The organism is Brevibacillus brevis, assembly GCF_900637055.1.
In the GTDB taxonomy this organism is placed as follows: domain Bacteria; phylum Bacillota; class Bacilli; order Brevibacillales; family Brevibacillaceae; genus Brevibacillus; species Brevibacillus brevis.
Genome location: NZ_LR134338.1, coordinates 3,044,686 through 3,060,039 on the forward strand (window position 1 = coordinate 3,044,686; position 15,354 = coordinate 3,060,039).

Genomic DNA, 15,354 nt, shown 5'->3' on the forward strand with positions numbered 1-15,354 from the left:
AATGAGGTGACGGATGGGCTTTTATTTTTTTATTGTAAAGCTTGTTCCGGTAATTTTAGTTGGCCGCTTCTGATAAAGTAATCAAGGACTTTACCAAAAACTTCTTCGTCGATTTCCGCGCATTCAATGTCGTTTTGGCGTAGCAAACGAGTCGTTTTATTGCCTACATAGACGACACTTCCTCTGCTAGTGTGGCCGTCTGTGAATAGGTTGCCGAGTGGAGCGGCCGAATTGGCCTCGTTGCCTTTTTCTTTCGCATCTTCTTGCACCGCTTCAATCCACTCATCCATGGTGACTCGATCCAAAACAAATCCTCTGTTTTCAATCGCCGAAATCAGGTCTTCGTAATCGGTTGAGTTCGGGTTGAGTAAGTGGAAGTTTTCGCTCAAGCTCTGTTCGGTCATGGAGAGATGAACGATTCCTTTACTTGCAAAATCAACTGGCATCATGTCCAGATCGCCGCTCATGTCAGGAGCTTTGCCCAGATCTATAATCCCTGCAGCAATTCTCCACATCAGGTCGTCCTTCTGGCATGCTCCTGTTTCGCTGTCCCCAGTCATCCGTCCGCAACGGTATATCGCCGCTGGAATGCCGCGTTCGCGTGCGAGATTGACGAGATGCTCGGCTACCCACTTGCTCTGTGTATAACCGGAAGTAAGGACGCGACTGTTCTCTGGCATATCCTCTTCGCGGAAGGCCATGGATTCTTCCGTTTCTTCGGAGGCAAACGTGAAAATCGTTGAGACGAAATGCACAGGCTTGGTCTTTTTGGCTACAGCAAGGCGGAGGATTTCCTCAGTCCCTTTTACGTTTGCTTTCTTCAGAGCTGCGTACGGATAGACAAAGTTAACGAGAGCACCGTTGTGGTAGACCACATCCACTTTTTCAGCCAGCTCGGAAAACTGATCGTCGGACAGATTGAGTCGTGGCTGTGCCAAATCACCGATGACAGGAATGATCCGATGCGCCTCTTCCTCATTCCATAACTCGTACAGCTCTAATGTTTTGCGTAGGCGTGCCATTCCTTCCTCTTCGTCAGAAGCTCGAACGAGGCAGTAAATGTCAGCGTCTGTCATCTGTAGAAGGTCCCGCAACAAGAAAGCACCAAGGAAACCAGTGGCTCCTGTCAACAATGCCGCTTGGAACTGGCTTGGATCGCCCACGTACGGATGTTCAGGCTGAATCGCTGGATCGAGTACGACTTCATCCTTGAGATCCTTGGCATCGATGTCATGGGAAACAGCAGAAAGACCGTGTTTGAGAATTTCCTCGATGGTCTTGGCCATACCCGCAATAGTCGGGGTCTCGAACAGGATTCGCAGCGGTACCTCAAGCTGTAGCTCTTCGCGAATCTTGAAGATAAGCTGGGTAGCGAGCAATGAGTGACCGCCAATCTCAAAGAAGTTGTCGTGCACTCCGATTTTGTCCATTTCCAGTACGGCGGCCCAGTGCGTATGCAACATGATCTCGACTGGCGTTTGCGGTGCCTGATATTCGACGCCTGATTCCGAGCGATCGTATTCCGGTTTCGGTAGCGCTTTGCGATCCAGTTTACCGTTTGGCGTCTTCGGCAAGCTCTCCATGATCATAAAGTGTTGCGGGATCATATAGGCTGGAAGCTTGTCAGTCAGGAAGTGGTTCAGGTCATAAGACGTACTTGCGTGATTCTCTTCGAACACGATGTACGCTACCAGACGTTTGTCTCCTTCTCTGTCTTCACGAGCGATCAGCACGACTTCCTTGACATCAGGGTGGCGTCTCAGGACAGATTCGATTTCGCCCAATTCGATGCGATAGCCGCGGATTTTGACCTGGTAATCAACACGTCCCATAAACTGAAGATTCCCATCTGGCAAGTAGCGTACGAGATCTCCAGTCCGGTACATTCTCTCCCCTGGCCCACGGAACGGATTTTGCACAAAGCGTTCCATAGTCAGATCGGGGCGGTGGAGATAGCCACGCGCTAAGCCTGATCCACTGAGGTACAATTCTCCCGGCACCCCTACAGGAACTGGTTTTCGATGACTATCTAATACAAATACTTGCGTATTGAACTGCGGTCGTCCAATCAGTGGTTCGCTGATGGCTCCTTTTTTCACGATGGAGTGAGTCGAGTAAACGGTATCCTCTGTCGGTCCGTAGAGATTAAAGACTTTTTCTACGTTTTCAAAGGTATACAATTCCTGTGCAAGCTTGTTAGAAAGTGGTTCACCGCATAGGTTCATGACGCGCACCGACGCTGGAATCCCTTTCATACGCACAAGCTCCATCGCTGCTGACGGGACGGTATTGATCAGTGTCACCTGATTGGCTGCTGGCAAGGCTGGCAATTGTAGCGCATTTTCCGCCATGATCACTTTGCCACCCATGGTCAGTGTTGCGAACATTTCGTAGACAGACAAGTCAAAGCAGATTGACGTGGAGAACAGTACTCCGCTCATCTCCTCTGGTGTGAATGTGTCGTGTGCCCACGATAGGAAGTAGCTGACACTGCGATGTTCGAGTGCTACACCTTTTGGATTGCCTGTAGAACCTGACGTGTAGATGACATAGATCAAATTGTCGGAAGTCCCAAGCTTGGTCGGGTTTTCCTCGCTTTCGTCGGCAACTGCTTCCCAATCACGATCTAGGCAGATCACTTTGGCGTGGTGCTCAGGCAGAGTTGGCAGCAGATTTTCTTGCGTTAATAGGACTGGAACCTGTGAGTGCTCGATGATGTAGGCAATGCGGTCTGCCGGATAGCTTGGGTCGATTGGCACATAGGCCCCGCCCGCTTTCATAATGGCCAAAAGTCCAATCATCATCTCGGTTGTCCGCTGGGCGCATACTCCGACGAGCACTTCGGGTCCTACTCCTTGCTTGCGTAAATAATGAGCCAGCTGGTTCGCTTGTCTGTTCAACTCACTGTAGGTAGTCGTTTGCTCTCCTACAATTAGAGCGATGTTATCCGGGGCTTTCGCCACCATGTCCTCAATCATTTCATAAACGCATTTTTCTTTCGGGTATGGCGCTTCCGTACGATTCCATTCGGTAATGAGCCGTTGTTCCTCTTCCTCACGCATGAGCGGTAGCAAAGTGATTGACTGATCTGGGTTGGCAATGATTTCTTCCAGAAGCTTGTGGAAATGATCAACCATTCGAACGATCGTGCTGTGATCAAACAACGCCTTGTTGTACTCCAAGGTAGCAATGAGACCTTCAGACGTCTCCAACATCGTCACCGTCAAATCGAACTTCGAGGTGACGGTTTCCGCGCCGACGTCAAAGCTGCTGATCTGAATATCATCAACAGGATCTACCTGCATCGGGATGTTTTGCAAAATAAACATCACCTGGAATAGTGGCGAGTAGCTCATGCTACGCTCCAGCTGCAGTTCATCTAACAATTTTTCAAACGGAACGTCTTGGTGTGCATAAGCTCCCAGCGCTGTTTCACGAACGCGTGCAAGCAATTCGCGGAAGCTTGGTTGACCTGACATATCTGTTCGTAAAACGAGTGTATTGATGAAGTAACCGATCAACTGCTCCGTCTCTTGTTTATTGCGTCCCGCAATCGGAGTTCCGACGAGAATATCTTCTTGATTCGTATAGCGGTACAACAGAGTTTGGAAGGCCGCAACCAATGTCATGAAGAGTGTAGTCGTTTCTTTTCCACTCAGATTACGCAATCCTTCCAAGAGGTCGGTTCCAAACTGAATGGAGAGCTTCTCTCCTTCATATGTCTGTACAGGTGGGCGCGGTCGATCTGTTGGCAGTTGCAGTAATGGTTCGCTGCCCTTGAGTTTTTCTCTCCAGTACTCGAGCTGTCCATCAAGAACCTCTCCACTTAACCATTCACGCTGCCAGACGGCAAAATCTGCATATTGGATCGGCAATTCCGTAAGTGGCGATGCCACTCCTTGACTAAACGCTTTGTAATTGGTCATTAATTCGCTCATCAATATTCCCATCGACCAACCGTCTGCAGCAATGTGGTGCATCACGAACAGGAACACAAAGTCATTTTCGTCGAGCTGAACCAGATTTGCACGGAGCAATGGACCTTTGGTCAGGTCAAATGGCTCGAGTGTGGCCTGCTCGGCAAGGCGTTTGACTTCTGCTTCCCGTTCAGCAGGGTCCATAGCCCGCAGATCGGTTTGGTTCATTACCCAATCGTCCTCTGGGTGAATCACTTGAACAGGTCGTCCGTCACGAACCTCAAAGCGAGTACGCAAGCTCTCGTGACGCTGTATGATGGCTTTCAAGCTTTCTTCCCACGCGAATATGTTGAGGTCTCCTTGGATACGTAGGAAGGATGGAATATTGTTGACTGAGCTTCCTTGCGTGAACTGCTCCAGGAACCACAAACGCTGCTGGGTAAATGACAATGGGAGCGGTTCTTTGCGAGATACTTTCACAATCGGTGGAGCCATCTTGATGGATGTTTGCTTGGTGAGCATAACCAGCTGTTCACTAAGCCCTTCGACTGTTGGGTATTCAAACAACGTACGAATTTGCAGCTCTACCCCAAAGATTTCCCGCAGGCGAGAAACTGTCTGCGTTGCGAGCAGGGAGTGTCCGCCTAATTCGAAAAAGTTGTCATGTACGCCCACTTTCTCTGTGGAGAGGATTTCGGTAAAGACGTTGGCGACCATTTCTTCCACGGGGGTACGTGGAGCGACATATACAGCTGAAAGCTGTCCCCAATCTGGCGCAGGTAATGCTTTTCTGTCAATTTTTCCGTTAACCGTCAGTCGAATTTCCGGTAGCCACATGAAATGCGACGGGATCATGTACTCGGGAAGTTTCTCTTTGAGCCAGAGCTTGATTTCGTCTATAGACGTCTCCTGCTCCATCGCATTGGTCAGATACGCTACCAATCGTTTGTCACCAGGTCTAGCTTCTCGCGCAATAACGACTGCTTCTTTGATTGCTTCATGTTGTCTCAATGCCTCTGCAATTTCGCCTAACTCGATACGGAATCCACGGATTTTTACCTGATCGTCGACACGACCGATGTAGTCCACGTTGCCATCTGGCAGATAACGAACGAGGTCGCCTGTTCGATAGAGTCGTTCTCCCGGTTGACCGAATGGATTCGGGATAAAACGCTCTGCTGTAAGCTCTGGACGATTCCAATAACCACGCGACAGACTCTCGCCACCAATGTACAGCTCTCCCGGAACACCGATAGGAACCGGCTGAAGATTTCGATCTAACACGTACAGCTTGGTATTCGGGAATGGACGACCAATGGTCGGGGCATTGTCAGCATCCGTTAAAAGAGCGATGACCGTACCAACTGTTGCTTCCGTCGGTCCGTAGCAGTTATAAAATTTTCGTCCTTTTGCATAGTGGGCAACCAGTTCACGGCTGCATGCATCTCCTCCCACCTCAAGGCAGACCAGATCCGGGTACTCTTCAACAGGTAGTGACGCGAGTACCGAAGATGCCATGGATACCTTGGTGATGCGACGTTCACGAAGGGTGCGAACGAGGTCTGGGCCCGGTAACAGAGACTCACGATCTTCGATGACTAACGTTCCACCAGAGAGCAGAGCCTGCAGAATCTCAGAAATGGAAACGTCGAAGCCAAATGACGTAAATTGCAGGATACGGCTGGATTCGTTTATTTCGAAGTAATTCATGTAAGCCTGCACCATATTCATTACACTGCGATGCTCAACAGCTACCCCTTTCGGCAATCCAGTGGTACCGGATGTGTAGATGACATAGGCAAGATTGGTTGATACTACATCGGCTTGTGCGTTTTCTGCGGACATCTGCTCGTAGAACAGTTCTTCATCCAGGCAGATGACGGTAGCTTTCGTTTTTGTGAATGGCTCTGCAAGTCTCGCTTGTGTAAGCACGACAGCTGCTTGTGAATCTTCCAGCATGAAAGCCATTCTTTCTTCGGGATGAGCTGGATCAACCGGTACATAGGCTGCTCCCGCTTTTAGCACACCAAGAATGCCAATAATCATTTCCATGGAGCGCTCCACGCAGATGGCAACAGTCGTATCAGGCTGCACGCCTTGAGCGAGAAGCAGATGCGCTAATTGGTTGGCTCTTTGGTTCAGCTCCGCATAAGTCAAGGCTTGTTGTTTATACTCAAGTGCAATATTTTCAGGAGTTTTCGCGACTTGTTGTTCAAATGCCTGATGGATGCAAAGATCGCGTGGATACTCCTTCTCCGTGCGATTCCAATCGATGAGTACCTGCTCGCGCTCGATATCATCTATCAACGTCACGTCACTCATATGCATCTCCGGAGACTTGCTCATAGTGACCATGAGTTGGGTAATTTGGTTCAAGACCCGGTCGATCATCTCGTCATCAAAACGGTTTTGTTCATACTTGAGTTTGATTGCCACTTGCTTGCCTGGTGCTGCCACCAAGGTAAGTGGATAATTCGTTTGTTCGACAGCGGCTACGTCGTGAATTTCCAAAGAAACACTGGACGAGGCTGAATTGGACTCGTCTGTTTCTTGCCCTGCTGCTTGTACAGCCGGATAATTCTCAAATACGAGTATCGATTCAAACAGTGCAGATCCACGCGGCAGTTCGCTCCATCCTTGGATGTCGAACAACGGTGTGTATTCATATTGGCGTATCTCTAACTGTCTGTGCTGCAAGTCTCTCAGCCAATCTAGCACGGTCGCGTTCGTCTGCAATGATATCCGAACAGGTAAGGTATTGATGAAGGAGCCTACGATCGTCTCAACATGGGAGAGGTCTGCCGGACGACCTGAACCTGTCGCACCAAAAATGACTTCCTCATCCCCGCTGTAGCTTCCCAGTATCCAGCCCCACGCCGCTTGTACCAAGGTATTCAGTGTTAACTGGTGTTCGCGTACGAATTTTTGCAAGTGCTCGCTTGTTTCGTCCGATAGGAGGATGCTCTTCTCTTCGTATTTCTTCGGTCCCGCGGTGACTACTGTTTTGCTCATTCCCAAGGCGGTTGGTTCGTGGAAGCCTTTTAGTTGGTTTACCCAGAATCGATTGGCTTCCTGCATATCCTGACGCTTCAACCAAGCAATGTACTGGGAAAACGGCTGAGGATGCCCAAGCTTAACTTCTTGCCCTGCGCTGATCGAGGCATAATAGGCAAACAGTTCATTCAGTACCAAAGGAACGCTCCAACCATCAAGTAAAACGTGATGGAAGCTCCAAACGAAGCGATAGCTTTCTTCTTCTGTTCGGAAGACAACCCATCGTGACAAAGGTGCATGTGTAATATCGAAGCTTCGTCTACGGTCTTCCTCTAGAAAAGCGGTAAACATCTCATCCTGTACATCCGAATGCAGATGCCGCCAATCTTCCTGACGGAGAGATACGCGAACCTCTTTGCGGACAATTTGGTGTGCTTGCTCCAAACCTTCCCAGACGAAGTACGTTCTTAGAATGGAATGGCGATCCATTACTTTTTGCCATGCTTGCTCGAATACCGGCACATTCAGGTTCTTGAAATGAATGGCAAATTGGACGACGTAATCCCCGCTGTCTTGTGCATATAAGGAGTGGAACAGCATCCCCTGTTGGAGCGGAGAAAGTGTATAGATATCCTCGATATTTCGGTCAGAACCGATGTGTTTGTCGATGCTCTTCTGATCCAATACAGCCAGAGGAAAATCGGATGGTGAGTAACCGCCAGCTTCCTCTGTCGCACAATGGGCAATAATCTCACGAAGCGCATCCATAAAGTCATTCGCGACTGCTGCAATCGTGCTCTCTAGATGAATCTTCTCACTGTATCGCCAAGTCACATGCAGCTGTTCCCCTGCCACGACACTATTTACGTCGATCAGGTGGTGTCGCCCCGCATCCGGGCTAAGGTTGGAACCGCTGGACTCTGGTGCCCAGCCAAATAAGGAATCGCCATCGACAATCTGATCGATTTTGCCCATGTAGTTGAACAGCACTTGTGCTTGAATGCGGGAAATTTCATCGACAATATGCTGATCCGCATAGAGGTAACGAAGAACGCCGTAACCAAGCCCTTTGTTTGGGATCGCACGCAATTCTTCTTTGGTCGTCAAAAGTGCTTTCCCTACGGAGAATGTTTCGTCCCATTGAAGGTGCACCGGATACATGCTGGTGAACCAGCCGATGGTACGGGACAGATCGATTCTCTCTGACAATTCTTCACGGCCATGCCCTTCTACGTTTACGAACACAGATCGATTACCCGTCCACCGAGTAAGTGACTTCGCCAAAGCGGTTAGCAGGACGTCATTGATCTGCGTGCGGTATGCCTGCGGTACGTTTTGCAGTAATGCTTTGGTTTCTTCGCTGGTCAATGCAAAGCTGACGGACTTTGTCGTTGCTTCTGTATTCTCCCCATCATTTGTCACGTCCACAGGCAATTGTGCTGATTCGACGGAGGATTTGGTCATCCAGTATCTTTTTTCGTTTTCCAAAGCATCTGAATTCGCGTAGCGCTCCAGTTCATCCGCCCATTCTTTGTAGGATGTCGTTTTCGCTGGTAGTTTCACGTCTTGCCCTGCGGCAATTTGTTGGTAGGCGTTTTGCAAGTCCTCGAGAATGATGCGCCACGATACCCCGTCTATGACTAAGTGATGGGCTACGATTAACAGACGATTGGGTTGCTCTTGACCCAGATCGAAATAAATGGACTGAACCACATGCCCTTCAAACAAATTCAGACTTGACTGCGTCTCATCTGCAATCTTTTCGATGGCATTGAATTGTTCATCTGGCGTAAGGTGGGACAGATTTTCAATCCGGAATGGAATTGTATCACTTGGCGCATCCATCTCTTGCTTCCAGCCAAGCTCTGTCTGTGTATAGCGCATACGTAAAGCATCGTGCTGCAAGAGTAAGTGACCTACCGCTTGTTTCAGTGCTTCCTGATCAATGCCTGCCTGGATGGAGAGCAGCACGGATTGATTCCAGTGATGTCTGTTCTCCAACGGAAGCTGGAAGAACCACTTCTGAATCGGCAAGAGTGGCAATTCGCCGATAATCGGACCTTGTTCAGCAAGGATCGCTTCTTTTTCCTCTACGACCTCTGCTAATTCAGCGATGGTTTGGTACTCGAATAATTGCTTCGGAGTGAGCCTTAGACCTGATTGATTGGCGCGTGACACAATCTGGATACTGAGAATCGAATCACCGCCCAGCTCGAAGAAATTATCGTGTATGCCAATTTGGTCAATACCGAGAACTTCTTTCCATATCGCGGCAAGGTGTTGCTCCTTCTCCTTAGTTGGTGAGACAAATTTTCCTTCCAACTCAGGACGATTGAAATCAGGTGCAGGCAAATTTTTACGATCTACCTTTCCGTTTGGTGTTAGCGGCAGATAATCTAACACGATGAAAAATGCAGGAACCATATAATCAGGCAGTATTTCCTTTAGTGCTTTGCGGATGTCACTTGTGGCAATCTCCGTGTCCTCTTCTAAAACCAGGTAGGAAGCAAGACGCTTCGTTCCTTGATGATCCGTGCAGACAGTGACCACTGCTTCTTTTACCGCAGGGTGAGCGAGAATGGCTGTTTCTACTTCCCCCAGTTCGACGCGGAATCCGCGAATACTCGTCTGATCATCTGCACGACCGATGAACTCAATGTTGCTGTCCGCCAGGTAGCGCACCAAATCCCCTGTACGGTAGAGACGTGCTCCATCTATTTCACTAAAAGGATGAGTGACAAAGCGCTCTTGTGTCAGTTCGGGACGGTTCAGGTAGCCGCGCGCCAAGGAACTTCCACCAATGTATAGCTCACCAGTGACTCCTACGGGAACAGGCTGCATACGTTCGTCGAGAATATAGACTTGCACGTTGTCAATAGGACGTCCAATGGATGGTGCAAAGCTTTGTCCTGCCCCTATCGGAACGATACCAGCTGTTGCAACGACTGCGTTTTCAGTTGGACCGTATTGGTTCACCAGGGTAAACGGCAGATTCGCACTAGGATAGTGATGGAGCTTGTCTCCTCCTGTCAGCATGTAACGAAGCTTGGTATGGCTCGGCCAATCCAGAGCCAGCAAGCTCTCTGTTAAAGGCGTCGGCAAAAAGCTGATCGTGATCTCAGAATGGATGAGCCAATCACGGAGTTTTTCCGGGACAAGACGGATTTCCTCTTCTGGCAAATAAAGTGTGGCTCCTTTTGTTAAATAAGGCCAAATTTCCCATACAGATGCGTCAAATGCCGTCCCGGAGATCTGCGATGCTCGATCTGCGGACGTGACATCATATACGCGTTGATGCCAAGAAATTAGATTGAGAAGCGCGGCGTGCTCGATCTCAACCCCTTTTGGCGTACCTGTCGAACCAGATGTGTAGATCACGTAAGCAAGCTGGTTCGTCGTAGTCAAGTTCGTTGGAGTCGTCGTACTTTCTTGGGCGATCGACTCCCAGTCTGCGTCTAGGCAAATCAATTGGCTCGTACCCGCAGGGAGTTTTTCAGCGAGTCTGGCTTGTGTAAGGACAATCGACATACCTGCATCCTGCATCATGAAGGCGAGACGATCCTTGGGATACGCTGGGTCCATTGGTACGTAAGCACCGCCAGCTTTCATGATAGCCAGTTGACCGATCAACATCTCGATTGAGCGCTCAACGCAGATCCCTACCAGATTTTCCTGACCGATTCCCTGTTTTTGCAGATAATGCGCCAGTTGATTCGCTTTGGCATTCAATTCCGCATAGGTAATGAATTGGTCACGCGTGAAAACAGCCGGCTGGTTGGGCATTTCATGAGCGACCTGCTCCACCAGTTCATGCACGCAATGATCCTTGGAGTAGGCAATTCTGGTGTTGTTCCATTCAGATACGACCTGCTGCTGCTCTGTTTCTCCCATCAGTTGTAGAGCGGTGATGGCTTGATTGGCGTTGGCAGCAACGGCTTTGAGCAGCTGGGTAAAGTGTTCGATCATTCGTTCTACTGTGTTCTGATGAAACAGAGATGTGTTGTACTCGAATGTAGCGGACAGACCGTCTGCCGTCTCTGCCATCGTCAAGGTGAGGTCAAACTTGGTTGTCTCTACCTGTTGACTCCCTTTTGGTGGCAAAATGCGAATCCCGTCAAGTGCTTCTACCTGAACCGGAATATTTTGCAGAGCGAACATCACTTGGAACAATGGCGAGTAGCTGAGACTGCGCTCTAATTGCAGCTCGTCTACGAGCTTTTCAAAGGGTAGATCTTGATGGGAATAGGCTCCCAAGGCTGTTTCCCGCACACGGCTAAGTACCTCTCTGAAGCTAGGGTCGCCTGACAAATCTGTTCGCATTGCCAATGTGTTGATGAAAAATCCAATTAATCCTTCTGTCTCTTGGTGACTGCGTCCTGCTACAGGAGTACCAACGAGGATGTCGTCTTTTCCTGTATATCGATACAGAAATACTTGGAAGGCGGCGAGCAACGTCATAAACAATGTCGTACCTTCACGCTTGCTCAAGGAAAGCAGATTCGTCATCAATTCTTTGTCATACATCAGTGTGATGCTGTTTCCTTCATAGGACTGAACAGCTGGACGGGGACGATCTGTTGGCAAGGCGAGTAACGGTTCTGCTCCACCCAGCTTTGCACGCCAGTAGGACAGTTGTTTTTCCAATACGTCTCCTGTAAGCCATTCGCGTTGCCATGCCGCATAATCTGCGTATTGGATAGGCAGGTTGGTAAGTTGCGGTACTTCTGATTTGCTGAGTGCCTGATAGCAGGTAAACAATTCACTGAGTAAAACACCCGCTGACCAACCATCGGCGATGATATGGTGTACGTTCAGGAGGAAGATGAAATCCTGCTCTCCTGTTTGAATAATCATCGCACGCATGAGCGGGCCTGTAACGAGGTCAAATGGCTTGTTCGCATGTTCTTTGGTCAAGCGTTGTCCTTCTTCGTCTCGTCTATCATCTGGCAGCTCTCGTATATCCATTCGGCTCAGTTTCCAATCAACCTCTGGATGAATCACCTGAACGGCTTCCCCGTTGATGTCGGAGAACGTTGTACGCAAGCTCTCGTGACGGCAGATAATCATCTGCAAACTTTGCTCCAGCGCTTCAATGTTTAGTTCTCCTTGCAACCGAACGGCAGTTGGAATGTTGTAGAGCGCACTGTTTGGCATCAAGCGGTCAAAGAACCATAAGCGCTGTTGTGCAAAGGAAAGCGGTAAATGTCGATCACGTGAAACGGGTACGAGCGGAATGCTGGAGAGTCCAGATTTGTCCTCGTTCATGGATACAATCAGTTCGCTAAGTCTGTTGACTGTCGAATATTCGAATAAGGCACGGAGCGGTAAATCTACGCGAAACGCTTCTTTTAAGCGGGAGATGGTTTGCGTAGCCAAAAGAGAATGGCCTCCCAGCTCAAAGAAATCGTCGTAGCTACCAACTCGTTCTACCGAGAGAACCTGCGACCAGATGTTGGCTACCAGCTCCTCTGTAGGCGTACGGGGGGCAACATAATTGCGCTGCGTGGAAAATTGTCCCCAATCTGGTACTGGTAGTGCTCTTCGGTCTACTTTTCCATTAACCGTGAGCGGAATAGTCTCTAGCCATACAAAGCCTGCTGGGATCATGTATTCAGGCAACGATTCTTTCAGGAACAGAGCGAGCTCCTCGGCGGTTGGCTTGTCTCCCGTTGCTACCAGATAGGCGGCCAAGCGTTTGCCTCCCGCTTTTTCTTCACGGACGATGACCACAGCTTCATGTACGGCAGGATGCTGTCTGAGCGAATTCTCAATTTCACCCAATTCAATGCGGTAACCGCGAATTTTGACTTGATCATCCATACGTCCAAGGAATTCGAGGTTGCCGTCTTCTAGATAGCGAACAAGGTCGCCCGTCCGATAGAGTAGCTCTCCTTCTTTGCCGAACGGATGAGTGATAAAGCGCTCTTCTGTTTGTTCTTTACGATTCCAGTAGCCGCGAGCCAAGCCTTTTCCTCCGATATACAGTTCACCTGGTACGCCGATAGGTACGGGCTGCCTATTTGCATCCAGCACGTACATCGTCGCGTTGGCAATTGGCCGACCGATAGGCGGATTGCTCATTCCAACTTCGCAACGCATCATAGTGGAGCAGACCGTTGCTTCCGTTGGACCGTAGCAGTTGAAGAACTGGCGATTCACCGCATAGCGTGCCACAAGTTCACGGCTCGGAGCTTCTCCGCCTACAATCAAGGTGCTTAAGTCAGGCAGGTCAGCTTCAGGCAGTGCTGCCAGTACGGAAGAAACCATGGATACGGTGGTAATGCGTTGTTCTTGCAAAACTTGGATCAGCTCAGGGCCTGGCAAAAGGGACTCTCGATCCTCGATGACTAGCGTCGCACCAGAGAGTAAGGCCATCACAATCTCGGACACCGATACGTCGAAGCTAAACGAGGTAAATTGCAGAACACGACTGGTTGGCTGAATCTCAAAAGCATGGATCAAGGCATGAGCCATGTTTATCACACTGTGGTGCTCTACCATTACCCCTTTTGGCTGTCCGGTAGAACCAGACGTATAGATTACGTAGGCAAGGTTATGTTCAGTGACCTTGCAAGCAACGTTGGCGATAGGTTCATTCGTTACAGGATTGCTGTCTAAACAAATGACGTTTGCCTGTGTTGTTGGCAAGCTGTCCATGAGAGACTGCTGGGTCAGCAACACATTTGTTTGCGAATCCTCGATCATATAGGCGATGCGCTCTTGGGGGTAAGCCGGGTCAATCGGTACGTAGGCAGCTCCCGATTTTAAAACGCCGAGAATACCAATGATCATTTCAGGGGAACGATGCACGCATATGCCGACGAGTGTATCCGGTTTTACGCCTTTACTTACGAGCTGATGGGCCAGTTGGTTTGCTCGCTCGTTTAGTTCCTTGTAGGTTAGCTCTACGTTCTTATAGGTAAGGGCAATCGCGTCTGGTGATTTCTCCACTTGTTGTTCAAACGCTTGATGAACGCACAGGCCGCTCGGATATTCCTCCACCGTCTGGTTCCACTGAACGAGAACCTGTTCACGTTCGTTTTCGCTAATTATAGAAAGGTCGGCAATCCGTTGCTTGGCGTTTTTGGCGATAGAGATCAGTAGTGAATGAAGCTGATCAAGAACTCGCTCCATTGATGGAAGCTCAAATTGACTTTCATCAAATTTGACTTTGATGTCGATTGTTTTGCCTGACGCAGCAACCAGCGTAAATGGATAATTGGTTTGCTCCTCGGAATGTACATCCACGATCGAAAGCTCACTCTCTCCACTACCGCCGCTAGCATTACCGACAGGAGTATTTTCAAAGACGAGAATGCTCTCAAACAGGGATTGTCCACGCGGCAAGTCGCTCCAGCCTTGGATTTCCACTAGTGGGGTGTATTCATACTGGCGGAAGTCGGCTTGCTGTTGTTGCAGAGATTTGAGCCAATTGATTACGCTCTCCTCCCCTTTTACCTGCACGCGGACAGGGAGTGTATTAATAAACAGACCAATCATCGTCTCGACTCCTGGCAAATCGGCAGGACGTCCGGATACAGTGGCGCCGAAAATAATGTCGTCCTGTCCGCTGTAGCGATTCAACAGCAGTGCCCATGCGCCTTGCACAATCGTGTTGACCGTCAGGCGATGTTGACGAGCCAATGTCTGTAATGATTTGGAGATTGCTTCGGAAACGGTCAGATCTAGCTCCCGATAATTTTTCTGATCAAGGTACGGATTTTTGTAAGCGCGACCGAAGGAAAGTGGCGTGGTTTCCGTAAAGCCTTGTAGATACGTGCGCCAAAACGCCTCCGCTTGCTTCAAGTCCTGCTTTTTCAGCCAGACGATGTAGTCACGGTAAGATTTAACCGGAGGAAGTTGTACAGGCTGCCCTTTGCATAGCATGTTGTACGCCGCAAACACTTCCCCGAAAACTAGCGGCATACTCCATCCGTCTATCAGCACGTGGTGCAATGTCCACGAAAAATGAAAGGTATTACTACTCAAACGGAACAGATTTAATCTCATCAATGGCGCTTCTTCGATATTGAAACCACGTTTGCGATCATCTTTGGTAAAGGTTTGTAGAAACGCTTCTTGTTCGGAGGAGGAAAGATGAATAATGTCATGTTCCACCAGGGAAACCTTCAGCTCTTTCAAAACAACCTGGACGTATTCTTTTACTTTCCCGCCAATAAATCTGGTGCGAAAAATAGCGTGTCTGTCTACGAGGCATTGCCATGCCTGTTCGAATAACGGAATGTTCAAGGGACCTTGCAGCTTCAACCCCATCTGTACGATATAGGCTCCGGACTCTGGTTCCAACAAGCTGTGGAAAATGAGACCCTGCTGCAAAGGAGTAACGGGATAATACGTTTCAATGTTATTCATCTTCTCCTGCCCACTCCCATAAAAAATTTGCCATAGAGGCGCCGTGCTTGACGCCTCTATGCAGTTCGTA

1 protein-coding gene is annotated in these 15,354 nt (G+C 49.2%); it reads right to left on the bottom strand.

Features of this window, described 5'->3' with window-relative positions:
• Nucleotides 1-29: 29 nt before the first annotated feature.
• Nucleotides 30-15,284, bottom strand: a complete 15,255-nt coding sequence (gene lgrD / locus EL268_RS33710) for a linear gramicidin non-ribosomal peptide synthetase LgrD (protein ID WP_106655318.1) — start codon at nt 15,282-15,284, stop codon at nt 30-32.
• Nucleotides 15,285-15,354: the final 70 nt, after the last annotated feature.